General features: G+C 69.4%; 20 protein-coding genes. 5 read left to right on the plus strand and 15 right to left on the minus strand.

From position 1 onward, the window contains the following. Window positions 1-45: 45 nt before the first annotated feature. The 6 genes from C5E06_RS18885 to C5E06_RS18890 form a co-directional block, all read right to left on the minus strand. Window positions 46-201, minus strand: a complete 156-nt coding sequence (locus tag C5E06_RS18885) for an HAD hydrolase family protein (protein ID WP_258067461.1) — start codon at window positions 199-201, stop codon at window positions 46-48. Beyond that, the gene (locus C5E06_RS00615) at window positions 198-1,208 is read right to left on the minus strand and encodes a LacI family DNA-binding transcriptional regulator (RefSeq protein WP_104305665.1); all 1,011 of its coding nucleotides are present in this window, start codon (window positions 1,206-1,208) and stop codon (window positions 198-200) included. Before C5E06_RS00615 ends, C5E06_RS18885 begins: the two co-directional genes overlap by 4 nt. Window positions 1,209-1,308: 100 nt before the next feature. Then, window positions 1,309-2,166, minus strand: a complete 858-nt coding sequence (locus tag C5E06_RS00620) for a DUF6807 family protein (RefSeq protein WP_104305666.1) — start codon at window positions 2,164-2,166, stop codon at window positions 1,309-1,311. Continuing rightward, window positions 2,163-3,230: a Gfo/Idh/MocA family protein gene (locus C5E06_RS00625; protein ID WP_104305667.1), complete on the minus strand. Its 1,068-nt coding sequence runs from the start codon at window positions 3,228-3,230 to the stop codon at window positions 2,163-2,165. Before C5E06_RS00625 ends, C5E06_RS00620 begins: the two co-directional genes overlap by 4 nt. A gap of 118 nt (window positions 3,231-3,348) precedes the next feature. Next, window positions 3,349-4,689: an MFS transporter gene (locus C5E06_RS00630; protein ID WP_104305668.1), complete on the minus strand. Its 1,341-nt coding sequence runs from the start codon at window positions 4,687-4,689 to the stop codon at window positions 3,349-3,351. A 111-nt stretch (window positions 4,690-4,800) separates the two neighbouring features. After that, complete coding sequence (locus C5E06_RS18890) at window positions 4,801-5,856, minus strand: FUSC family protein (protein ID WP_146081265.1); 1,056 nt, start codon at window positions 5,854-5,856, stop codon at window positions 4,801-4,803. A 309-nt stretch (window positions 5,857-6,165) separates the two neighbouring features. On the opposite strand from C5E06_RS18890, the gene rhaI reads away from it, so the two are divergent. The 4 genes from rhaI to C5E06_RS00655 are packed head-to-tail and all read left to right on the plus strand — an operon-like array spanning window position 6,166 to window position 12,168. After that, window positions 6,166-7,332, plus strand: a complete 1,167-nt coding sequence (rhaI, locus tag C5E06_RS00640; protein ID WP_104305669.1) for an L-rhamnose isomerase — start codon at window positions 6,166-6,168, stop codon at window positions 7,330-7,332. A gap of 42 nt (window positions 7,333-7,374) precedes the next feature. Then, the gene (locus C5E06_RS00645; protein ID WP_104305670.1) at window positions 7,375-9,411 is read left to right on the plus strand and encodes a bifunctional aldolase/short-chain dehydrogenase; all 2,037 of its coding nucleotides are present in this window, start codon (window positions 7,375-7,377) and stop codon (window positions 9,409-9,411) included. Continuing rightward, window positions 9,408-10,889, plus strand: coding sequence for a rhamnulokinase family protein (locus tag C5E06_RS00650; protein ID WP_104305671.1), 1,482 nt, complete (start codon window positions 9,408-9,410; stop codon window positions 10,887-10,889). Before C5E06_RS00645 ends, C5E06_RS00650 begins: the two co-directional genes overlap by 4 nt. Before the next feature lie 19 nt (window positions 10,890-10,908). Continuing rightward, on the plus strand, window positions 10,909-12,168 hold the full coding sequence (locus C5E06_RS00655; RefSeq protein ID WP_104244852.1) for an alpha-hydroxy acid oxidase: 1,260 nt from the start codon (window positions 10,909-10,911) through the stop codon (window positions 12,166-12,168). A 921-nt stretch (window positions 12,169-13,089) separates the two neighbouring features. Here the strand turns inward: C5E06_RS00655 and C5E06_RS00660 are convergent. From C5E06_RS00660 to C5E06_RS00680, 5 genes are all read right to left on the minus strand, one after another. After that, window positions 13,090-13,953 carry a Cof-type HAD-IIB family hydrolase gene (locus C5E06_RS00660; RefSeq protein WP_104305672.1) on the minus strand — a complete coding sequence of 288 codons (864 nt, stop codon included), beginning with the start codon at window positions 13,951-13,953 and terminating at the stop codon, window positions 13,090-13,092. Between the two features lie 10 nt (window positions 13,954-13,963). Continuing rightward, on the minus strand, window positions 13,964-14,176 hold the full coding sequence (locus C5E06_RS00665; RefSeq protein ID WP_104244848.1) for a DUF2945 domain-containing protein: 213 nt from the start codon (window positions 14,174-14,176) through the stop codon (window positions 13,964-13,966). Continuing rightward, a complete protein-coding gene (locus tag C5E06_RS00670) occupies window positions 14,173-14,367 on the minus strand; it encodes a hypothetical protein (RefSeq protein WP_146081266.1) in 195 nt (64 codons plus the stop codon). The genes C5E06_RS00665 and C5E06_RS00670 overlap by 4 nt, the downstream gene beginning before the upstream one ends. A 69-nt stretch (window positions 14,368-14,436) precedes the next feature. Continuing rightward, window positions 14,437-15,882 (minus strand): amino acid permease, encoded by a 1,446-nt coding sequence (locus tag C5E06_RS00675; protein ID WP_104305674.1) that lies wholly within the window; start codon window positions 15,880-15,882, stop codon window positions 14,437-14,439. Between the two features lie 78 nt (window positions 15,883-15,960). Then, window positions 15,961-17,508, minus strand: coding sequence for an aminotransferase class I/II-fold pyridoxal phosphate-dependent enzyme (locus tag C5E06_RS00680; RefSeq protein WP_104305675.1), 1,548 nt, complete (start codon window positions 17,506-17,508; stop codon window positions 15,961-15,963). Window positions 17,509-17,583: 75 nt separating this feature from the next. On the opposite strand from C5E06_RS00680, the gene C5E06_RS00685 reads away from it, so the two are divergent. Beyond that, window positions 17,584-18,489, plus strand: coding sequence for a LysR family transcriptional regulator (locus tag C5E06_RS00685; RefSeq protein ID WP_104305676.1), 906 nt, complete (start codon window positions 17,584-17,586; stop codon window positions 18,487-18,489). Here the strand turns inward: C5E06_RS00685 and C5E06_RS00690 are convergent. The 4 genes from C5E06_RS00690 to C5E06_RS00705 all read right to left on the minus strand — a co-directional run bounded on the left by C5E06_RS00690 (window position 18,455) and on the right by C5E06_RS00705 (window position 22,013). Beyond that, window positions 18,455-18,961, minus strand: coding sequence for a GNAT family N-acetyltransferase (locus C5E06_RS00690; protein WP_104305677.1), 507 nt, complete (start codon window positions 18,959-18,961; stop codon window positions 18,455-18,457). The genes C5E06_RS00685 and C5E06_RS00690 overlap by 35 nt on opposite strands. Before the next feature lie 28 nt (window positions 18,962-18,989). Beyond that, on the minus strand, window positions 18,990-20,015 hold the full coding sequence (locus C5E06_RS00695) for a beta-propeller fold lactonase family protein (protein WP_104305678.1): 1,026 nt from the start codon (window positions 20,013-20,015) through the stop codon (window positions 18,990-18,992). Next, on the minus strand, window positions 20,012-20,977 hold the full coding sequence (locus C5E06_RS00700) for a Gfo/Idh/MocA family protein (protein WP_104305679.1): 966 nt from the start codon (window positions 20,975-20,977) through the stop codon (window positions 20,012-20,014). The genes C5E06_RS00695 and C5E06_RS00700 overlap by 4 nt, the downstream gene beginning before the upstream one ends. A gap of 121 nt (window positions 20,978-21,098) precedes the next feature. After that, window positions 21,099-22,013 (minus strand): helix-turn-helix transcriptional regulator, encoded by a 915-nt coding sequence (locus tag C5E06_RS00705; RefSeq protein WP_104305680.1) that lies wholly within the window; start codon window positions 22,011-22,013, stop codon window positions 21,099-21,101. Between the last annotated feature and the right edge of the window lie 14 nt (window positions 22,014-22,027).

Here is a 22,027-nt window from a genome sequence, read left to right on the forward strand (position 1 = left end):
GCCCGGACGCATCCCCGCGGCTCGGGGAGCGACTGATCCGGAGCGCTACGCCTGCGCGTCGAGGAGCGCGCTCACGACAGTGACGACGCCCTGCTCCTGGTTGGAGGGGGCGAGGTACTTCGCGAGTTCCTTGACCTCGGGATGCGCGCCAACCATCGCGTAGGAGCGCTCGGCCGCCCAGGGCTGAGTTGTGGGCGTCAGGCGTGGGGTGCGGTCGAGGCGCGGGCGACCAGCTCAGGGGTGAAGCGGATGTGCTCGGGGGTCGACTTCGGGTCCCGGGCCGCGGCGACGAGCAGGTCCATGGCCTTCGAGCCGATGAGGTGCGCCGGCTGGTGGATGGAGCTGAGCGAGGTCGAGGCGAAAGCCGCGAAGTCGATGTCGTCGTAGCCGATGAGCGCGATGCTCTCGGGCACCGTCGCGTGGCTGGTGCCCTGGAGGCTCTGCAGGAGCCCGAGCGCGAGCATGTCGTTCGCCGCGAAGACCGCGTCGGGGAGATCGGCGCCGTCGCGCTCGGCGAGGAGCAGCCCCGCCCGCCTGCCCTCGGACATGGAGAGCGCATCCGTCATCAGTACCTCGAGCGTCGCGTCCGGGACCTCGCGCACCGCGTCGCGGGCGCCCTCGAAGCGGTCGGTGACCTGCTGGATCTCCATCGGCCCACCGAGGAACGCGACGCGGCGGTGCCCCGTCTCGAGGAGATGCTCGACGGCGATGCGGCCGCCGGTGCGGTCGTCCACGGCGACGGACGGGTAGCGTTCGTCGGCGCTCTCACGGTCGACGAGCACGACGGGGGTTCCGCGCTTGTGGAGCCGCTCGAGCTGGGGCATGTTGGCGGCCATGGGGGTGACGAGCACGCCGAAGACCCGCTGCTCCTCGAAGAGGCCGAGGTGGGTGCGCTCGCGTTCCTCCTGCTCGTCGCTGTTGGCGACGAGGACGGAGAAGCCGAGCTCGGCGGCGCGCTCTTCGGCGCCTCGCGCGACCTCGGTGAAGAACGGGTTGCGGAGGTCGAGGACGATGAGGCCGACGGTGCGGCTCTCGCCGGCGCGCAGCTGCCTGGCGGCGTCGTTGCGCACGAAGCCGAGCTCCTCGATGGCCGATTGCACCTTGTCGACGGTGGCCTTCGAGACCTTCTCTGGGTGGTTCAGCACGTTCGAGACCGTGCCAACGGAGACGCCTGCGAGTGTCGCGACGTCGCGCACGCTGACTGCCATGGGCCTCCTTCGGTGTACAGCGATGCTAGGGCACGCGGGGTCTGCGGGGCGGGTGCCTCGCTCGTGGGCGGCAACTCCGAAGGCCACGGAGGCTCGCCGCTCAGGCCTCGTCGAGCAGGTGGGTGATGCGTTCGGCGCGGAGCGGCGAGTCGGAGAGGAGGATGCGCCAGCGCCACGTCGCGCCCTCGCCGGGCCCCAGCCTCCACTCCTCGTGGAAGAACGGGGCCGCGCAGAGCATGGGGGTGGCGTCGTTCCGCACGAACCACGGGGTGGGGGAGACCGGGTTCGCCGGATGCGCGCCCATGACGACGGTCACGGGTCCGCTCTCGAGACCCAGCCAGGCGGCTTCCGCGCCGTGCAGGGTGGCGTCCGGGTCGGCGGGCAGCAGCGGCGACAGCGGGCGCGCGCCCGAGAAGCTGGGGTGCAGTCGCAGGAACAGTCCGCCGTAGCCGGCGTCCGGGCGGCCGGCGGTCGTGGGCGAGCCGAACGCGAGCTCGGCGTCGCGGAGGTTCGTCCAGCGGCTGCTGACATCGAGGACGCCGATGCTGCGCCCGTCGTCGTCGCGGATGCTCGCGTCGAGCATCCGCTCTTCCCGCAGGAACGCGGAGCCGTCGGCCTCGCGCCACGTGAGCTGCGTGCCCTCGGCCGGCTGCGTCTCGTCGACCGTCTGCGAGCCGTTGTTGTCGAGCTGCACGTAGCCTCGACCATCCACCCAGGTCACGCCGCCCCACAGGTTGATGTCGTGATCGGCGTCGCCGATGCGGATGTTCGCGACGGTCACGGAGAGGCCCCAGTGCCAGGTGTGGTCGGCGGGACGGAAGTCGCTCACGACGGTGCCCGCGGGGGTTCGCAGCGGATGCACGTAGGGGCGGGGCGACTCGATCGGTAGCGCGCTCGGGTCGCGGTGCACGACCGTGCCGAGGCCGAAGGGCAGCTCGTCGCGGGAAGGTGAGCTCATGACCGGCGCTCGTCGCGCACCCGAGCGGACATCTGTCCGCGCAGCTCGCCCGACTCCCTGACCTCACGGAGGGCGACGGCGGCCGAGCGCTCGCTCGACGCGTAGAGGGCGGCCACGATCTCCATGGACCTGGCGGGCGCGGAGGCGACGTCCGGCAGCGCGGCACCCGCCGCGAGGGCGGGGTAGACGGCGTCGATGTAGGCGTCGTGCCCGCTCGCCCGCTCGGCCGCGGGGAACGCCCAGCTGCTCGGCGCATCCGCCCCCGGGCGTGGGGTGATGCGCCAGTTGGCGTGCCCGTGCCCGTAGAGGTGCTCGAGCTCGACCGTCGCGAGCTCGGTGTCGATGCGGATGGAGCTCGCCTGCCTAGGCGAGACGGCGCTGGTCATCGCCGTCGCGACGACGCCGGACTCGAAGCGCAGCACCGCCGTCGAGACGTCCTCCGTCTCGATGTCGCGCGCGAGGCGCCAGGTCTGGCCGTGCACCTCATCCACCTCGCCGAGGAGGTAGGCGAGCAGGTCGAGCTGGTGGATGCCGTGGCCGAGGGTCGTCCCGCCGCCTTCGTTCGCCCACGTGCCTCGCCAGGGCGCGGCGAAGTACGTGTCGTCCCTGAACCAGAAGGTGTCGCAGCGGGCGAGGAGCGGGCGCCCGAGGTGGCCGTCGTCGAGGAGGCGCTTGACGTGCGCCGTCGCGGTGCCGGTGCGCTGCTGGAAGACCACGGCGAGGTGCCTGCCTGCGGCCTCGCCGGCTGCGACCATCCGGTCGACGTCGTGGAGGGTGAGCGCCGGTGGCTTCTCGACGACGACGTGAGCTCCGCGCGCGAAGGCTTCTTCGGCCTGGGCCGCGTGGCCTGCCGGAGGGGTGCAGAGGTGCACGACGTCGAGGTGCCCGTCTGGCAGCGAGGTCGCGGAGCGCGGGATGCCGTACTTCTGGGCGAAGGCGGCTGCCCGGTCCGCGTCGACGTCCACGGCGACCACGACCTCCGCGTCGTCCCTGGCGGCGATCGCCTCGGCGTGCAGTCGAGCGACGTCGCCGGTGCCCACGATGGCTGCGCGCATTCTCGTCATGGTGTCCTCGTTCCGTCGTGATGCAGTCTCGCCGATGCCGGCGCGTGCGGTGTCCTCGATGCCGGTCGAGGCCGCCCCCGCGCGGGGACGGCCTCGGTCAACGCCCCTTCGGGTGGGTTCAGTCGTGGTTCTCGATGTCCTTGCCGCGCGTCTCCGGAGTGAACAGCGTCGCGAGGGCTGAGACGGTGGCGATGGCGAGGGTGAGCCCGCCGACGACCAGCGGCACGTTGTCCGAGCCTGGAGGGGCCACGAACGTGAAGATCGAGGGCAGGAAGGCGACGATCATGAGGCCGACGTTCTGCGAGATCGCGAAGCCGGTCACTCGGGTCTGCGTCGGGAACAGCTCCTGGAAGAACGTCGCGAAGGTGGCGTTCCACATCTGGAAGAGCACGCCCATCATGAGGATCGCGAGCACGATCGTGAGCACGAGGTTGCCGGACTGGATGGCGCTGAGGTAGCCGATCGCGACGAGCCCGGATCCGAACGAGCCGACGATCATGAGCGTGCGGCGCCCGATCTTGTCGGAGAGCATGCCGAAGACGGGGATGACGATGACGGCCGCCACGTTGGCGATGAGCGGCACCCACAGGAAGGTGGAGGCGGGCATCGCGACGCCGTAGGCCTCCTGCGTCGCGAAGCTCGTTCCGAAGACGAGGGTCGTGACGCCGGCGACGTTGGCGAGGGTCATGAGGATGGCGCGGAAGACCGTCCAGCCGTTGTTCTTGAAGAGCTCGATGACGGGCGCCTGGCGGTTCTGGGCCTGCTGGACCGCGAGCGAGCGGGTGTAGGCCGGCGGCTCTTCGACGTGCTTGCGGATGAGGAAGCCGGCGAGGACAACGACGGCACTCAGCATGAACGGGATGCGCCAGCCCCACTCGATGAAGGCTTCGTCCGTGAGGACCGCGGTGAGGGGGATGAACACGGCGGTCGCGATGATCGAGCCGGCCTGGGTGCCCTGCAGGCCGAAGCTCGCGAAGAACCCTCGTCTGCCTGCTGGGGCGTGCTCGACGATCATGGCGCTCGCACCGCCGAGCTCTCCGGCGACGGCAAAGCCTTGGATGAGGCGCAGGAACACGAGGATCAGGGGCGCCCAGAGGCCGATCTGGTCGTAGGTGGGGAGGAACCCGACGGCGATCGTCGAGAGGCCCATGAGGAGCATCGCGATGACGAGCACGTTCTTGCGGCCGTGCTTGTCTCCCCAGTTGCCGAGCACGATGGCGCCGATGGGGCGCGCGACGTAGCCGACGGCGTAGGTCGCGAGCGAGGAGATGAGGGCGACGGTGGGGTCGCCGGTTGGGAAGAAGACGACGGGGAAGACCAGCGCCGCCGCCTGCGAGTAGAGCGTGAAGTCGTAGTACTCGAGGACGCTGCCGATCCATCCGCTGAGCGCGGCCTTGCGGGGTGTCTTGCCCTCGTTCTCCTGTGACACCGCACCAGTGTCACTCTGTGTTCTCGTCATTGAAAATCCTCGTCATCTTTGACCGTGGTCGATATCCCACTCGGAGCGGGTAAGCGCTTTCCACTTTGCCACTCGCTCTGAAACGTGTCAAGTGCGATCGTGACGAAGGTCTCAACCCGCCGTCGGCTCCCGCGAGCGCTCCGTCCAGCGCCAGGCCAGGGCGGCCGCGATCACGACGGCGACGCCGATGGCCGTCTCCAGGATCCTGGCCAAGAGCAGGGTGAGATCGGGCTGCGGGTGCGCGAAGTCGAGCATGACCAGCGCCAGCGGGGTGACGAAGACGAGGGCGAGTCCGTAGTTGCGCACGACGAACAGCTCCGCGCACATCTGCAGCACGCAGATGATGGCGATCGTCACCAGCGGAGGCAGGTCGACGGCCATGATCAGCCACGCGACGCCCACTCCGGCGATGGTCCCCGTGAGGCGGTGGCCGGCCCGCACCAGCTGCTCGTCGGGGCCCGAGGTCGCGAGCGCGGCGGCGGCCGCGACCATGGCCCAGTAGGGGTAGTCGAGCCCGAGAGATGTGGGGATGAGCCCCGCGACGCCGACGACGAGGCCGGCCCCCACTGCCGCGCTGATGCGCAGTCTCTCGGGTCTGGTCGGGGCGGCGGATGCTCGTGCCCGGCGCTCGAACTCGCGGGCGGCTGGGCGGACCAGGCCCGAGATGCAGACGATCAGGGCGAAGGCCGCCGACGCGGCCGCCGTGCCGGCCGCGAGGAGCGCATCCGCCTCGCCTCCCGGGATGGAGGCCGTCGCGGAGAGTGCGAAGACGGGAAAGAGCGCGCCAGTCGGCTTCCATCCGAACCGCTGGGCGGCGCCCGTGATGACCGCCGCGTAGGCGGCGGTCGCCGGGAGAACGAGCCACTCGCGCTGCTCGGAGAGGCTCACCGCGGCGCCGACGCTGACAGCGCCGACCATGCCGACGGCCACGCCGCTCTGCAGGCGGGCGCGGATCACGTGCGAGTGGCTGCGCCCGTAGAACGAGACGAAGGCGCCGAAGGTCGAGTAGAGCGCGAGCTCGACGTGCCCGATGCTCCACAGGATCAGGAGGGGGACGCCCACGGAGATGCCAGCGCGGACAGCGACGCGGTGGGCGCCGTTGTGGGGGCCGAGGTCGAGGAGGCGGCGGGGGTGTGGCAGCTCGGCCATCGGGTGGGTTCGTGTCATGTGCGTGCGATGGTCCCTGCTCGTGCGGTGTCCTGGAATGCGCTTTCCGAGGGTAGTGGATGCGGGTTTCGCCCGTGTTCACGCGGATGTCCCGCCCGGCTCACCCCGGTGGGCGGACGTGAACCGCCGCACGTGCTTGACACGATTCACTCCGGCTCGTAATCTGAGATCACTGAAACGATTCAATACGGTTCGGCGCGAACAGGCATCCCCGCTCGCCCGCATACCGTGAATCGAGTTCCCGAAGCCGTGGACGACGTCGTTCGGCCCGGGAGCGCATCCGCAACCGACCAACGAAGGCGACGAACCGTGAGCATCCTCTCCGCAGACCAGCTTGCAGCGCTCGAAGGACAGGGCATCGAGCTCCCGTCCTGGGCGTTCGGCAACTCAGGCACCCGATTCAAGGTGTTCCAGACGGCAGGCACGCCGCGCGACCCGTTCGAGAAGATCTCCGACGCAGCCCAGGTCAACACGTACACCGCGCTCGCCCCGAGCGTGGCCCTGCACATCCCGTGGGACGTCGTCGACGACTTCGGCGCGCTCCGCAAGCACGCCGAAGACCTTGGCGTCGAGCTCGGCACGATCAACTCCAACACGTTCCAGGACGACGACTACAAGTTCGGCGCCCTCACGCACGAGGACGCAGCGGTGCGCCGCAAGGCCATCGACCACCACCTCCGCTGCATCGACGTCATGGACGAGACCGGATCGCGCGACCTGAAGATCTGGCTCGCCGAGGGCTCCAACTACCCCGGCCAGGCCGACCTGCGCGGCCGTCAGGACCGCCTGCACGACTCGCTGCAGGAGATCTACGCCCGCATCGGCGACGACCAGCGCCTCGTGCTCGAGTACAAGTTCTTCGAACCGGCGTTCTACCACACCGACGTTCCGGACTGGGGCACGAGCTACGTGCAGGTCGCGGCCCTCGGCGAGAAGGCCATGGTCTGCCTCGACACCGGCCACCACGCGCCCGGCACCAACATCGAGTTCATCGTCATGCAGCTGCTGCGCCTCGGACGCCTCGGCTCCTTCGACTTCAACTCGCGCTTCTACGCCGACGACGACCTCATCGTCGGCTCGGCCGACCCGTTCCAGCTGTTCCGCATCCTCGCCGAGGTCATCCGCGGCGGTGGGCTCAACAACCCCGACGTGGCCTTCATGCTCGACCAGTGCCACAACGTGGAGTCGAAGATCCAGGGCCAGATGCGCTCCGTCCTCAACGTGCAGGAGATGACGGCCCGCGCGCTGCTCATCGACAAGGACGCCCTCACGGCGGCGCAGAAGGCCGGCGACGTGCTCGTCGCACACGAGATCTACATGGACGCGTTCTCGACCGACGTGCGCCCCGCTCTCGCCGAGTGGCGCGAGTCGCGCGGCCTGCCCGCGAACCCGCTCGCCGCGTTCCGTGCATCCGGGTACGAGCAGCAGGTCGCCGAGGAGCGCGTCGGCGGCGTCCAGGCCAGCTGGGGCGCGTAAGCGTCACCCCTCACCGACCTCACGAGCTTCGAAGGAACTGACATGACGAACCCAGCAGCAGCCGATCTCATCTCGCGCAGCAACCGCCTCGGCGAAGACCCGAAGAACACGAACTACGCGGGTGGGAACACCTCCGCGAAGGGCACCGAGACCGACCCGGTGACGGGCGAACCCGTCGAGCTGCTCTGGGTGAAGGGCTCCGGGGGAGACCTCGGAACGCTCACCGAGCAGGGCCTCGCCGTGCTCCGCCTCGACCGCTTCCGCGCGCTCACGAACGTCTACCCTGGCGTCGAGCGCGAGGACGAGATGGTCGCAGCCTTCGACTTCTGCCTCCACGGCAAGGGAGGCGCGGCCCCGTCGATCGACACCGCCATGCACGGCCTCGTGGATGCGGCGCACGTCGACCACCTGCACCCCGACTCGGGCATCGCGATCGCGACAGCGGCCGACGGCGAGGAGCTGACGGCGAAGATCTTCGGCGACAAGGTCGTCTGGGTGCCCTGGCGCCGCCCCGGCTTCCAGCTCGGCCTCGACATCGCCAACATCAAGGACGAGAACCCGCAGGCCATCGGCTGCATCCTCGGCGGGCACGGCATCACCGCGTGGGGCGACACCTCCGAGGAATCGGAGCGCAACTCGCTCTGGATCATCGACACTGCAGCGGCGTACATCGATGCACACGGCAAGGCCGACCCCTTCGGCGGCGTCGTGAGCGGCTTCGAGGCGCTCCCCGCCGACGAGCGCCGTGCACGCGCAGCGGCCCTCGCGCCGTCGATCCGCGCCGTCGCCTCGCACGACGCCCCCATGATCGGGCACTTCACCGACGACGAGCGAGTGCTCGACTTCCTCGCGAGCGAGAAGCTCACCGAGCTCGCCGCCCTCGGCACGAGCTGCCCCGACCACTTCCTGCGCACCAAGGTCAAGCCGCTCGTGCTCGACCTGCCGACCACGGCATCCGTCGAGGAGCAGCTCGCCCGCCTCGAGGAACTCCACTCTGCGTACCGCGCCGACTACAAGGCCTACTACGACAAGTTCGCGACGGCCGAGTCGCCCGCCATCCGTGGTGCCGACCCGCTCATCGTGCTCGTCCCCGGCGTCGGCATGTTCTCCTACGGCAAGAACAAGCAGACCGCGCGCGTCGCCGGTGAGTTCTACTTGAACGCGATCAACGTGATGCGCGGCGCCGAGGCGCTCTCGAGCTACTCCCCGATCTCCGACGAGGAGAAGTTCCGCATCGAGTACTGGGCGCTCGAGGAGGCGAAGCTGCAGCGCATGCCGAAGCCGAAGACGCACCAGGGCCGCATCGCCTTCGTCACGGGCGCCGCATCCGGTATCGGCAAGGCCATCGCGACCCGCCTCGCAGCCGAAGGCGCGTGCGTCGTCGTCGCCGACCTCGACCTCGAGAAGGCGCAGGCCGCCGCCGCCGAGCTCGGCGGCACCGACGTCGCGATCGGCGTCGCAGCGAACGTCGCGGACGCCGCAGGCGTGCAGGCCGCCATCGACGCGACCCTCCTCGCGTTCGGCGGCATCGACCTCGTCGTCAACAACGCCGGCCTCTCCCTCTCGAAGCCGCTCCTCGAGACGACCGAGAAGGACTGGGACCTGCAGCACGACGTCATGGCGAAGGGCTCCTTCCTCGTGTCGAAGGCCGCCGCCAAGGCGCTCATCGAGCAGAAGCTCGGCGGCGACGTCATCTACATCTCCTCGAAGAACTCCGTCTTCGCTGGCCCGAACAACATCGCGTACTCGGCGACGAAGGCCGACCAGGCCCACCAGGTCCGCCTCCTCGCGGTCGAGCTCGGCGAGCACGGCATCCGCGTCAACGGCATCAACCCCGACGGCGTCGTCCGCGGCTCCGGCATCTTCGCGGCAGGCTGGGGCGCCAACCGCGCCGCGACCTACGGCGTCAAGGAAGAGGACCTCGGCCAGTACTACGCGAACCGCACCATCCTCAAGCGCGAGGTCGTGCCGGAGAACGTCGCCGACGCGGTGTACGTGCTCACGGGCCCGGAGCTCACACGCACGACCGGTCTGCACATCCCCGTCGACTCGGGCGTCGCGGCGGCCTTCCTGCGATGACCGAGTCTGCTGCGCAGGGATCGAGCGCCGCAGGCCGGGGCGGGGCGGATGCGCCCCGCACGGTCGCGGCGGTCGATCTCGGAGCCACGAGCGGTCGCGTCATCACGGGCACGATCACGGACGGCGTGCTCACGATGCGCCACGAGGCGCGCTTCCCGAACAACCCCGTCCGCACACGCGACGGGCTGCACTGGAACCTCCTCGGCCTCTACCAGCATGTCCTCGACGGGCTGGCCGCCGCTGAGCGGGACGCGCCAGGCCAGATCGCGAGCATCGGCATCGACTCGTGGGCGGTCGACTACGCGCTGCTGCGCGAGGGCCGTGTCCTCGGGGTCCCGTACGCGTACCGCGACGAGCGGACCGCCCGGGGCGTCGAAGCCGTGCACGCCATCGCCTCCGCCGAGGAGCTCTACCGCCGCAACGGCCTCCAGCACCTGCCCTTCAACACGGTCTTCCAGCTCGCGACCGACGGTGAGCTGCTGGGCCTCGCCGACCAGCTGCTGCTCCTGCCCGACCTGCTTGCCTACTGGCTGACGGGCGCGCAGGTCGCCGAGCGCACCAACGCCTCCACGACGGGTCTGCTTCGCGCCGACACGCGTGAGTGGGATGCGGAGCTCGCCGAGCGCGTGGGGGTCCCCGCCCGCATCCTGCCGCACCTCGTCGACCCTGGTGCCGTGCTCGGCTCGCTCGAGGGCGAGGCGGCCCGCGTCGTCGGGCGTGACATCGACGTCGTCGCGGTCGGCTCCCATGACACGGCCTCCGCGATCGTCGCCATCCCCAACGAGGGGCGCGACTTCGCGTACATCTCGTGCGGCACGTGGGGCCTCGTCGGCCTAGAGCTCGACGAGGCGGTCGTCACCGACGCCGCCCGCGAGGCGAACTTCACGAACGAGGGCGGCGTCGACGGCCGCGTGCGCTTCCTGCACAACGTCATGGGCCTCTGGCTGCTGTCGGAATCGCAGCGGCACTGGGAGCCGGCGGCGACGGACGCGCAGCGCTCGAGCACCCTCCAGCAGCTGCTCGCCGACGCCGCCCAGGTAGGCGGCGACGTGCCGATCTTCGACGTCAACGACCCCGTCTTCATGGCGCCAGGCGACATCCCAGGGCGCATCGCCGAGTGGCTCACCCAGCGTGGCCTCGAGGCACCGACGACGCCAGCCGGCATCGTCCGCTCGATCGTGGAGAGCCTCGCGCAGGCCTTCGCCGAGGCCGTCACGACAGCCGCCGCGCTCGCCGAGCATCCGGTGAGCGTCATCCACATCGTCGGCGGCGGATCGCAGAACGCGCTCCTCTGCCAGGCGACGGCCGACCGATCCGGGATGCCCGTGCTCGCGGGCCCCGTCGAGGCGACCGCGATGGGTAACCTGCTTGTGCAGGCGCGCGCGCACGGCTGGATCCCCGACAGTCTCTCTGAGATCCGCTCCATCGTCGCCAGATCGACGCAGATCATCCGCTACGACCCGAAGATCACCCGATAGAAGCAAAGGCAGCTGCCCCATGGTGAAACGTCAAGCCCCCAAGCCCCTCGAGCTGCTCGAGCTCATGCAGTTCAAGAAACCCGACCTCAACGGCCGTCGCCGCCGCCTCAACTCGGCGCTCACGATCGAGGACCTGCGGCGCATCGCGAAGCGGCGCACCCCGAAGGCGGCGTTCGACTACACCGACGGCGCCGCCGAGGGCGAGCTGTCGCTGCGCCGCGCGCGCACCGCGTTCCGGGATGTGGAGTTCAACCCGTCCGTGCTGCGCGACGTCGCGAACGTCGACACGTCGAGCACTGTGCTCGGCGGGCCGATGGCGATGCCGTTCGCGATCGCCCCGACCGGGTTCACGCGCCTCATGCAGACCGAGGGCGAGACCGCCGGTGCCGGCGCCGCCGCCGCCGCGGGCATCCCCTTCACCCTGTCGACGCTCGGCACGACGACGATCGAAGAGGTCGCGAAGGTCAACCCGAACGGCCGCAACTGGTTCCAGCTGTACGTCATGAAGGACCGCTCGATCTCCTACGGCCTCGTGGAGCGCGCCGCGAAGGCTGGCTTCGACACGCTGCACTTCACGGTCGACACCCCCGTCGCAGGCGCGCGCCTGCGCGACAAGCGCAACGGCTTCTCGATCCCGCCGCAGCTGACCGTCGGCACGATCATCAACGCCATCCCGCGCCCCTGGTGGTGGATCGACTTCCTCACGACCCCGAAGCTCGAGTTCGCGTCGCTCGCGACGACGGGCGGCACGGTCGGCGAGCTGCTCGACTCGGCGATGGACCCGACGATCAACTTCGAGGACCTCAAGGTCATCCGCGAGATGTGGCCGGGCAAGATCGTCATCAAGGGCGTCCAGAACCTGGAGGACTCCAAGACGTTCGCCGACCTCGGCGTCGACGGCATCGTCCTCTCCAACCACGGCGGGCGGCAGCTGGATCGGGCTCCGATCCCCTTCCACCTGCTCCCCGCCGTTGCACGCGAGGTCGGCAAAGATCTCGAGATCGGCGTCGACACGGGCATCATGAACGGCGCCGACATCGTCGCGTCCGTGGCACTCGGCGCGAACTTCACGATGATCGGCCGCGCCTACCTGTACGGCCTCATGGCCGGCGGGCGCGAGGGTGTCGACCGCACCATCGCGATCCTCTCCGACGAGATCATCCGCACCATGAAGCTGCTCGGTGCGCACTCCCTCGAGGAGCTGAACCCGTCGCACGTCACGCAGCTGAAGCGCTACGTGCCGACGACGTTCATCGAAGCGGCCCCCGACCGCGTGTAGCCCGCGCGGGTCCGCCCCGCCAGGCTGCGCGTGCTCGTGCTCGCGCCCGCGAGGGCTGAGGCTGGCGGGGCCGCGCGCGGCCGGCGGATGCGCCCGCCGGCCGCGCGCATCCACGCGGCAGAGTTGTGGCCTGGTGTCGTTCCCTCTCCGTGGAACAGCACCAGGCCACAACTGTCTGCGGCAGCGTCGGCCCGCGCGGCAGCGTCAGCCCACCACTCCGCGCGACACTGTCGGCCCACGACTTCGCGCGACACTGTCGGCCCACGACTTCGCGCGACAGCCTCGGCCCACTCCTCCGCGGCAGAGTTGTGGCCTGGTGCCGTTCCCTCTCCGTGGAACAGCGTCAGCCCACAACTGTCCGCGGCAGTGCCAGCCCACCACTCCGCGGCAGAGTTGTGGCCTGGTACCGTTCCCTCTCCGTGGAAAAGCGTCAGCCCACAACTGTCCGCGGCAGCGTCGGCCCACTGCTCCGCGGCAGTGCCAGCCCACCACTCCGCGCGACACTGCCGGCCCACGACTCTGCGCGACAGCCCCGGCCCACTCCTCCGCGGCAGAGTTGTGGCCTGGTACCGTTCCCCTTCCGTGGAACAGCACTAGGCCACAACTGTCTGCGACAGCGTCGGCCCGCCACCGCGCGACAGCGTCACCCCACAACCTTGCGCGACAGCGTCGGCCCACAACTGTCTGTGGCGCCGGCCTTGCCTGTGGAGCCCCTCGCGCGGGCCCTGGGTGCTCTGCCGGTGCCCCGAGCGGTGGCCGTGATGGGTTTCGGTGACCGTGATGGGAATTAACCCATCACCAGTCGCGAAAACCCATCACGAGGCCGCGCGAAAACCCATCACGGTCACGGGAACCCATCTCGGTCGCCGATACCCGGCCCGGACGCATCCCCGCGGCTCGGGGAGCGACTGATCCGGAGCGCTACGCCTGCGCGTCGAGGAGCGCGCTCACGACGGTGACGACGCCCTGCTCCTGGTTGGAGGGGGCGAGGTACTTCGCGAGTTCCTTGACCTCGGGATGCGCGCCAACCATCGCGTAGGAGCGCTCGGCCTCGGCGAACATCTCGACGTCGTTGAAGAAGTCGCCGAAGACCGCTGTCTGCGCCGCAGTCACTCCGAGGCGCTCCTGCAGCTGTCGCACAGCGAGGCCCTTGTTGGCCTCAGGCGGCATGATGTCCATCCAGTGGTGGCCCGACACGACGACCCGGTGGGACTCGCGCAGCTCGTCCACCTCGGCGGCCGCCCCGGTCTCGACCTCGGCGAAGTCGTAGACGGCGATCTTCACGTACTCGTCATCGGTGTCGAGCATGTCGTCGACGACCGTGAGCGCCTCGTAGTAGTTGCGGGCTTCTGCGATGAACACGTCGTCGCCGCGTTCGATGTATGCCGACTTCTTGCCGCACAGCACGATCCCGAGGTCGTGACCTCTCTCGATGAGGCCGCGCAGCAGCGCGATCGCCTGCCGGATGAACGACTCATCGAGCGTCAGCGAGCTGACCTCCTGGCCGTCGCGGACCACGAACGTGCCGTTTTCGGCGATGAACGACATGCCGTCGGAGTCGCGTTCGAAGAGCTTCGCGAGGGTTGCGTACTGTCGGCCGCTCGCGGGGGTGAACTCGACGCCGGCCTCGCGCATCCGCTGCAGGAGAGCCCAGAACGCGTCGGGAACCGTGTGGTCGTCGAGCAGCAGCGTGCCGTCCATGTCGGCGACGACGAGGCGCACGTCGTTGCCCTCGAGCGAGGACTCGTAGTGGCGGTCGGCGGTCTCGAGAACGGTATCTGCCATGCGCTCCAGCCTACGAGAGCTTGCGCAGCGCTGATCCCTTGTGCGCGGCCCTCGCCCCAGACTTCTCCGACTCGATGATGTACGCCGGCTCGTCTTCTGAGGCGGTGAACTTCTGCTTGTCGAACTGGAAGTCCTTCGTCTTCTTCTCGACGACCTCGCCCTGCGTGCGGCCCTGCGGGGTGTTCCAGCTCACGCGGTCGCCCTTGCTCAGATCTGCGGTCACGGTCTCTCCTCCTGCTCGGCGGTCTCGGGGTGAGGCTCGGGCTTCGGCCTCCGGAAGGCGATGACCGTGAACACCATGCCGAGGGCGAACCAGACGATCCAGATGCTGCCGTCGTTCGCGAGATCGGCGAGGGCGACGACGTAGAAGGCGACCGCCACCCACAGGTACGTGTTCAGCATCAGCTTCCTCATGCGCAGAGCATGCCCGGCCGTCCTGGGCGGAGGGTGGAGGTGCGGCGCGCATGCCGCACCTCCACCCGGTCAGTCCCGCTCGTCGAGCGGATGCGGGATGGTCGGGATCGGGGCGGTCAGCGGACGACCCTCCCGCTGCAGCTTCCGCTTCCGCAGCTGCCACAGGAAGGTGAGGATGACGAACCAGACCGGGGCCGCGAGGAACGGCAGCCGGGTGTCGTCGCCGTACAGCAGCGTGCCGGCGATGAAGACGAAGAAGGCGAGCACGAGCCAGGGGGCGACGCGCGCCATCGACATCTTGAACTTCGACGCGCGGTGCTTCTCGGGGAAGCGGCGCAGGTACACGATGTAGCTGACCACGATGGAGCCCCAGGTGAAGAGGATGAGGGTCGCGCACATCGAGGAGACGAACGTGAAGGCGGCGATGACCTCGTCGCCCGCGAAGAGCAGCGGGATGGCGGAGAACAGGAAGACGCAGGTGAAGAAGACGGCCTTCGTCGGCACGCCCTGGCTGCTGGTCATCGCGAACGCCTTCGGGGCGTGGCCGTCCTTCGAGAGCCCGAACAGCATCCGCGTGCCCGAGTACAGGCCGGAGTTGGCGCTCGACGCGGCCGAGCTGAGCACCACCAGCTGGATCGCGAACGCGGCGAGGCCGAACCCGGCGATCGCGAGGGTCGACACGAACGGGCTCTTGCCCGGCTCGATCTTGTCCCACGGCGTGACGCTCATGATGACGATGAGGGCGCCCACGTAGAAGATGAGGATGCGAGCGACGATCGAGTTGATGGCCTTCGGCAGCGTCTTGCGCGGGTTCTCGGTCTCTGCGGCGGCCGTGCCGACGAGCTCGACGCCGATGAACGAGAAGATGCCCATCTGGAAGCCGAGCACGAACCCGCTCGCGCCCATGGGGAACATCCCGCCGTGCTCCCAGAGGTTCGCGAGTGTGGCGGTGTCACCGTCTGGGCTCTGGAACCGGGTGAGGATGAGCACGATGCCCACGGCGATGAGGCCGAGGATGGCGACGATCTTGATGATCGCGAACCAGAACTCGGTCTCCCCGAACCACTTCACGGGCTGGAGGTTCAGGACGGTGAGCACGACGACGGCGATGAGCGCGGGCAGCCAGTTCGGGATGTCGGCGTTGAACCACTGCACGTAGGCGGTGATGGCGACGATGTCGGCGACGCACGCGATCACCCACGAGAACCAGTAGTTCCAGGAGACGAAGAAGCCCGCCCACGGCCCGAGCATGTCCTTCGCGATGTCGCCGAAGGTCTTGTAGTGCAGGTTCGAGAGCAGCAGCTCGCCGAGGGCGCGCATGATGAAGAAGACGAAGAACCCGATCACCATGTAGACGAAGATGATCGACGGCCCGGAGACGCTGATGAGCTTGCCGGAGCCGAGGAACAGCCCCGTTCCGATGGCGCCGCCGATGGCGATGAGCTGCAGGTGGCGGTTCTTGAGGCCGCGCTGCATCTCGCCTTGAGGCGGATGCGCGGTGGTTGTCGTGGACATGACACTCCCTTGTGCTGATGTCGTGGTGCTGAGGTTGGGCGCCGTGTGCGCGCTGGTGGTCGTTGGCAGGATCGAGGTTCAGGCGACGACGCGGAACGTGGAGAGCGCCGGGTCGTTCGCGCCGCGCACGTAGCCGGACGGCGCTGCGCCCGTGTGCCGCAGGAAGTCGATGACCTCCTGGCTGAGCACCTCGCCTGGCAGCACGTTGGGCACACCCGGCGGGTAGGCGGCGAGCGAGTCGGCGGAGATGCGGCCGACCGCCTCCGTGTGCGGCACCGTCTCGACGGGGCTGAAGAACGCGTCCGAGAGGCCCATCGCGCGCTCGCAGCTCGCGGGGAGCGAGACGGGGCGAATCGGCTCGACCTCCGCCTCGGGGAGCGCCTGCAGTGCGCCCCACAGGCGCTCGACGTCCACCCGAGCCGTCGCGCCGACCAGCACCAGCAGCGCGGAGGGGGTCGACAGCTCGCAGTAGACACGGTGGTCGCGGAGCAGCTGGTAGTGCGCATCCGTGCCGGTGATGCCGGCGCCTCGAGTGTCGATGGCGATCTTGAAGGGGTCGTTCGCGATGGCATCGGGGCTGGCGAGGATGTCGGGAGTCGCGTCGCGGTACCTGCGGTCGTCGTGCACGAGTCGGCGGATGCGCTGGGCGGATGCGAGAGCATTGTCGACCGCGTCTGGCCGCGTCACGAGATGCCTCCTCGCCTCGTCGAGCGAGGCGAGCAACAGGGCGCTGCAGCTCGTCGACTGGTAGGAGCGGACGACCCGGTCGACGAGCGACTCCAGGTGCCGGGCGTGGGGCCCGTGGCCGAGTTGCAGCATGGCCGACTGCGTGAGCGAGCCCGCGCCCTTGTGGGTGCTGGAGATGACGAGGTCTGCGCCGAGGCGTGCCGCGTTCGTGGGGAGCGCCGGGTGCATCCCGAAGTGCGAACCCCACGCCTCGTCGACGATGAGCGGCACCCCGTGCCCGTGGGCGACTGCCGCGATCGCCGCGACATCGGCCACCGCCCCGAAGTAGCTCGGCGAGACGATGTAGACGGCAGCGGATCGGGGATGCTCGGCGAGGGTCGCCGCGACCTGCTCCGCAGTCACCCCGTGCGCGGCACCCAGGCCGGAGTCGACGGCGCCGTGCACGAAGTGCGGGGTCAGGTTGGCGTGCGTGATGCCGTCGATGACGCTCGAGTGCACGCTGCGCTGCACCGCGAACTCGGTGCCGAGGCCACGCACGACGGTCGTCGCGACGTGGTTGCCGCCGGAGGCTCCGTTGGTCGTGAACCAGACGCGGCTCGCTCCCCACGCATCGGCGGCGAGGTCCTGCGCCCGCATGAGCGGGGTGACTCGGCCCGGCGTCGTGAGGCGCCACGTGTCCTGGTCGACGCCGCTGAACAGCATCGGGAAGTCGAGGCTCAGCGCGTCGGCCCCGACGATGCTCGCGACGCCGGGCGCATTCACCGCCTTCGCGTGATGTGCCGGCACGTGCATCCGCTGCCAGTCGTGGGTGGCGAGGGAGCGGAGAGCGTCGGCGTACGGGGTCTCGAACTGCGCTCGCGGGATGCGGTGCCCGGCGGGGGTCGTGATGCCGTCGACCTGAGCTGCGCTGCTCGGGACGGGTGTGTGGAGGATGGACATGCGTTCAGGTTAGGAACGAAGTGGAGACGGCGATATAGCAGGATCCTGCCGTCAGTGACATACGGTCTAGGGGTGATGAACCTCCAGCAGTTCCGCGTGCTCCTCGCCGTCCAGGAGCACGGAAGCCTCACGGGGGCTGCGAAGGCGCTGCAGTACGGGGTGCCGACGGTGACGCACCATCTGCGCAGCCTCGAGTCGCACCTCGGCGCCCGCCTCGTCGACCGCGGGCGGCGGGGCACGTCGCTGACCCCGCTCGGAGTGTCGTTCGCCGCCGAGATCGAGCAGGCGATCGCGCGTATCGACCGGGCCGAGCAGCTGGTCGCCGATCAGCGCGACGCGGGCGTCGTCACCCTGCGCGTGGGCACGTTCGCCTCGATGGGCTCACGCCTGCTTCCCTCGGCGATCGCCAGCCTGCAGAAGCGCACGTCGGTGCGGGTCGAGGTGGTCGAAGGGGAGCCGACGGAGATCGTGCGGATGCTCAGGAGCGGCGAGGTGCACGCGGGGCTCATCTTCGACGTGTCCGTCGAGCCCGCCTTCGCCGTCCCGGACCTCATGCTGCAGCGTCTCCTCACCGAGCCATACGGCGTGATGGTCGCGCGCGACAGCGAATGGGCGAGCCGCGACAGCATCGACTTCGCCGACCTGCGGGAGGTGCCGTGGGTCTTCAGCCGCAGCAACGACGAGGCCTCAGACCGCGTGCTGCGCCGCGTCGGCCAATCGCTCGGCTACCCGGTGCGTGAGCTCATGCGCACGGACGACCTCTACATGATCCACGGCCTCGTCGCCGAGGGGCTCGGCTTCGCCCTCTCGACGGACGCCGCCATCGACCACGACTTCGACGTCGTGCTGCGGCCCGCCGTGCAGGACCTGGGGGAGCGGCACGTGTCGTACGTCACCCGAAGGGGAGCCGTACCACCCGCCGCCGCCTGGCTCGGCGAGATCCTGCTCAGCCGCCCAGCGCCTGCAGCGGATCGCCCGTGAGCCGGAACGTGTCCCACTCGTCCATGGGGAACGCGCCGAGGCTCCTGTAGAAGCCGATGGACGGCTCGTTCCACTTGAGGACCGACCACTCGAGGCGCCGGTAGCCCTCCGCGACGCACTCCTGCGCGAGCGAGCGGAGGAGTGCCGTCCCGAGGCCGCCGCCGCGCGTAGCCTCGCGCACGTAGAGATCTTCGAGCCAGATGCCGTGCTCGCCCTCCCACGTCGAGTAGCTCAGGAACCAGAGCGCCATGCCGTCGAGGCGAGGGGCACCGGGCTCGCTTGTGCTCGCTCCCGCCGCCTCGGCGACGGTCGCGAACACCGCAGGCCGCTCGCCGAAGAAGCTCCTGTGCAGCTGCGCCTCGGTCGTCTTCACCGCATCCGGTTCGCGCTCGTACACGGCGAGGCCGCGGATGAGGTCGAGGATCTGCGGGACATCGGAGGGAACGGCGGGGCGGATGATCGGCTCGGTCACGGCACGACGCTAACAGCCGACCCCGGCCTCAGGCCCAGCGCACCCAATTCGCGCCGGCGCCGGTCTCGACCTGCTGCAACTCGGCGAGGTGGTCGCCGCGCACTTCGTAGAGCGACACCTGCGCCCCACCCTCGCCTGCGGCGACGAGGAAGCGGCCGTCGGGGCTGAGCGCGAACCCGCGGGGATGCTGCTGGGTGACGGTGAACGACCGCGCATCCTCGAGGGAGCCGTCCTCGGCGACCTCGAGCGGCGCGAGGGTGCTCGTCGTGCGCTCCGAGGTCCACAGGAACCGCTCGTCAGCGCCCCAGTGCACGTCGGCACCCCAGATCGAGCGGGGCTCCAGCGGATTCGCGCCGAGGGTTCCGCGCTGCAGGCCCTGCAGCGCGTCCGCGTAGCTCGCCGAATCGAGGAGCGAGAGCACACCGGTGCTCGTGTCGCGTTCGAAGCGCAGCACCTCGCCGCTGAACTCGGTGATCACGTAGGCCTGCGTCTGGGCACCGTTGAGCACGATGTGGCGCGGGCCGCTGCCGGTCGGCGCGGTCGCACCCACCGGGTGGAGCGCCTCGAGCTCGAGGTCATCGGTGATGGCGTACTGCCCGACGAGATCGTCGCCGAGCGACACGAAGTACGCGAAACGGCCGTCCTTGCTCGCCACGACGGAGTGCAGGTGCAGATGCTCCACGATCGTCGTCGGCTCGCCGACCGTGCCCTCGTCGATCGGCGCGATGAGGCCGTAGCTGGCGGAGTAGGCCGCGCCGAGCAGCGCGGATCCGTCCCGTGTGAGCGCGACGTAGTTCAGACCGCCGCGGGGCGTCTCGCGACGCGAGATCGGGGTGAGCTCGCCCGCTTCGCGGTCGAGGCGCAGCGTGACGATCGCCGCGGGGCTGCCCTTCACCGCGGCGTAGACGAGGTCGCGGCTGGCGTCGACGACGAAGTTCGAGCATCCCTGCAGGTCCGTCGCGACCGAGGTCCGCTCGAGGGAGGCGCCGTCGAAGCGGAAGACCGAGATCGAGCCTTCGCCTGCGTTCGCGACGAGGATGAGTGGTGTGGTCATGCGAGCCCCTCTCGGGCGATGGTCAGGACGGAGAGCACGTCGGCGCTGTGGTCGAGGCGCCGGTCGCGTTCGTTGGTATCGTGCTCGCGGATGATGCGCTCGAACTCTCGGAACTCCTCCACCATGCGGTGCGGGTACTTCGTGAGGTCGAGCTGCTCGGCCTCGCCGCCGCGGGTCGCGTAGCTCAGCGATGGCAGGACATTCGGGGAGCCGTCGGCCACGATCCACCCGTCCTCGCCCTGGATCTTGCTGCGGATGGGGCCGTCCGAGTCCTTCGCGCACACGCAGACCGCCGTGGTCTCGCCGTAGTCGAGGATCAGCACGCCGGACGTGTCGACGCCGCGCTGCACGTTCGCGGTGTAGCTGACCCGCTTCGGCCGGCCGAGCAGCCCCACGACGAAGTGGATGGCGTAGATGCCGAGGTCCATGAGCGCACCGCCGCCCTGCGCGGGGTCGAACGCCGGCAGCACCGTGCCCTCGCGGAAGGCGTCGTAGCGGGACGAGTACTGGGAGTAGTCCGACTGGACGACCTTGATCCTGCCGACGAGGTCGAGATGCTCCTTGATCCACCGGTAGTTCGCGAGGTACTGCGTCGTGATCGCCTCGATGAGGATCAGCTCACGCGCCGCCGCGAGTCTGCGCAGCTCCTGCAGCTCCCGTTCTTGGAGCACGAACGGCTTCTCGCAGATGACGTGCTTCCCCGCCTCGAGCGCCTTGCGCGACACCTCGAAATGCAGCGAGTTCGGGACGGCGACCCAGACCGTGTCGACGCTCGGGTCGGCGAGGCACTCGTCGAGGTCGGTGAAGACGCGCTCGATGCCGAACCGCTCCTGCAGTTCCTCCAGGTGCTGGAGACGCGGCGGGCGACCGTAGATCGCCGCCAGCTCCAGCCCGGGTACGTTCGCGACGTGCGGCAGAAAGTCTGCGACGATCTGGCCGGCACCGATGACGGCGAGCCTCATCGGATCGACCTCGACTGCGTGACGGCGCCTGCCTGCTTGGGGGAGCTCGAGAAATGCACGCGATCGATCGTAGTCGGAGCTCGACGGACCCGGCAGGTAGCCCTCGACCGACGCGACGCTGCTATACGTCAGCGCGGTCAGCCTGCCCGATGCTCCGCGCCGCTCCTTCGCGGGCGATGCCCGCGATGTTCTCCGTGGCGGCCCAGGACGAGAGCAGACGCAGGCCTTCCTCGGAAGAGCTGCCTGGCACGGCGGTGTAGACCGTCATGGTGTGGCCGGGGTCGTCTTCGAGGTCCATCGCGTGGTACACCAGCTCGAGTGCGCCGACCGTCGAGTGTCGGAAATGCTTCGCGCCGGAGTAATGTCGGCGGACATCGTGGGCTGCCCATCGGATGCGGAACTCGTCGCTGCGCACAGACAGCTCTCCGACCAGGTCCGTGAGCTGCCTGTCGAATGGCGAACGGCCGGCCTCCCGCCGGAGGATCTCGACGTTGACGTTGGCTGCCCGCTCCCAGTCAGGGTAGAAGTCGCGCGCACGAGGGTCGAGGAAGATGAATCGGGAGTGGTTCGCGGGCCGCGCAGTGCCCCGGTACATCTCCGAATAGAGCGCGAAGCCGAGCTCGTTCGCGGCCACGATATCCATGCGGTTGTTCCCGATGATCGCGGCACCGCCCGTGATCGAGTCGAGCAGATGCTGCGCGGTCGGGCGCAGCCCGGACGCCCGCGGCTTGGGAGAGCGGACCTTCGCGCCCAGGTTGGCCGTCCGAGCGAGATCCCTCAGGTGGTCGTGCTCCGCCTGGGAGAGTTGCAGTGCCCGAGCCACAGCATCGAGCACGTTCTCGGAGACACCCGTCAGGTTGCCCCGGTCCACGCGGGTGTAGTACTCCACGCTCACCCCCGCGAGCCGTGCCACCTCATCCCGTCGGAGGCCGGTCACACGCCGTCGAGTCGTGCCCGGGTCGATCCCCGCCTGCTCTGGGGTCAGCCTGCCTCTGCGGGAGCTGATGAATGCTCGCACTTCGCCCCGGTTGTCCATGGATCCACGGTACG

This window comes from Pseudoclavibacter sp. RFBI5 (assembly GCF_002931395.1).
Taxonomy (GTDB): Bacteria; Actinomycetota; Actinomycetes; order Actinomycetales; family Microbacteriaceae; genus Pseudoclavibacter.

Coding starts and splice junctions, on each gene's coding strand:
- C5E06_RS00615 (WP_104305665.1), bottom strand. CDS start 1,208: ATGGCAGTCAGCGTGCGCGACGTCGCGACACTCGCAGGCGTCTCCGTT.
- C5E06_RS00620 (WP_104305666.1), bottom strand. CDS start 2,166: ATGAGCTCACCTTCCCGCGACGAGCTGCCCTTCGGCCTCGGCACGGTC.
- C5E06_RS00625 (WP_104305667.1), bottom strand. CDS start 3,230: ATGACGAGAATGCGCGCAGCCATCGTGGGCACCGGCGACGTCGCTCGA.
- C5E06_RS00630 (WP_104305668.1), bottom strand. CDS start 4,689: ATGACGAGAACACAGAGTGACACTGGTGCGGTGTCACAGGAGAACGAG.
- C5E06_RS18890 (WP_146081265.1), bottom strand. CDS start 5,856: ATGACACGAACCCACCCGATGGCCGAGCTGCCACACCCCCGCCGCCTC.
- C5E06_RS00645 (WP_104305670.1), top strand. CDS start 7,375: ATGACGAACCCAGCAGCAGCCGATCTCATCTCGCGCAGCAACCGCCTC.
- C5E06_RS00650 (WP_104305671.1), top strand. CDS start 9,408: ATGACCGAGTCTGCTGCGCAGGGATCGAGCGCCGCAGGCCGGGGCGGG.
- C5E06_RS00655 (WP_104244852.1), top strand. CDS start 10,909: ATGGTGAAACGTCAAGCCCCCAAGCCCCTCGAGCTGCTCGAGCTCATG.
- C5E06_RS00660 (WP_104305672.1), bottom strand. CDS start 13,953: ATGGCAGATACCGTTCTCGAGACCGCCGACCGCCACTACGAGTCCTCG.
- C5E06_RS00670 (WP_146081266.1), bottom strand. CDS start 14,367: ATGAGGAAGCTGATGCTGAACACGTACCTGTGGGTGGCGGTCGCCTTC.
- C5E06_RS00675 (WP_104305674.1), bottom strand. CDS start 15,882: ATGTCCACGACAACCACCGCGCATCCGCCTCAAGGCGAGATGCAGCGC.
- C5E06_RS00680 (WP_104305675.1), bottom strand. CDS start 17,508: ATGTCCATCCTCCACACACCCGTCCCGAGCAGCGCAGCTCAGGTCGAC.
- C5E06_RS00685 (WP_104305676.1), top strand. CDS start 17,584: ATGAACCTCCAGCAGTTCCGCGTGCTCCTCGCCGTCCAGGAGCACGGA.
- C5E06_RS00695 (WP_104305678.1), bottom strand. CDS start 20,015: ATGACCACACCACTCATCCTCGTCGCGAACGCAGGCGAAGGCTCGATC.
- C5E06_RS00700 (WP_104305679.1), bottom strand. CDS start 20,977: ATGAGGCTCGCCGTCATCGGTGCCGGCCAGATCGTCGCAGACTTTCTG.
- C5E06_RS00705 (WP_104305680.1), bottom strand. CDS start 22,013: ATGGACAACCGGGGCGAAGTGCGAGCATTCATCAGCTCCCGCAGAGGC.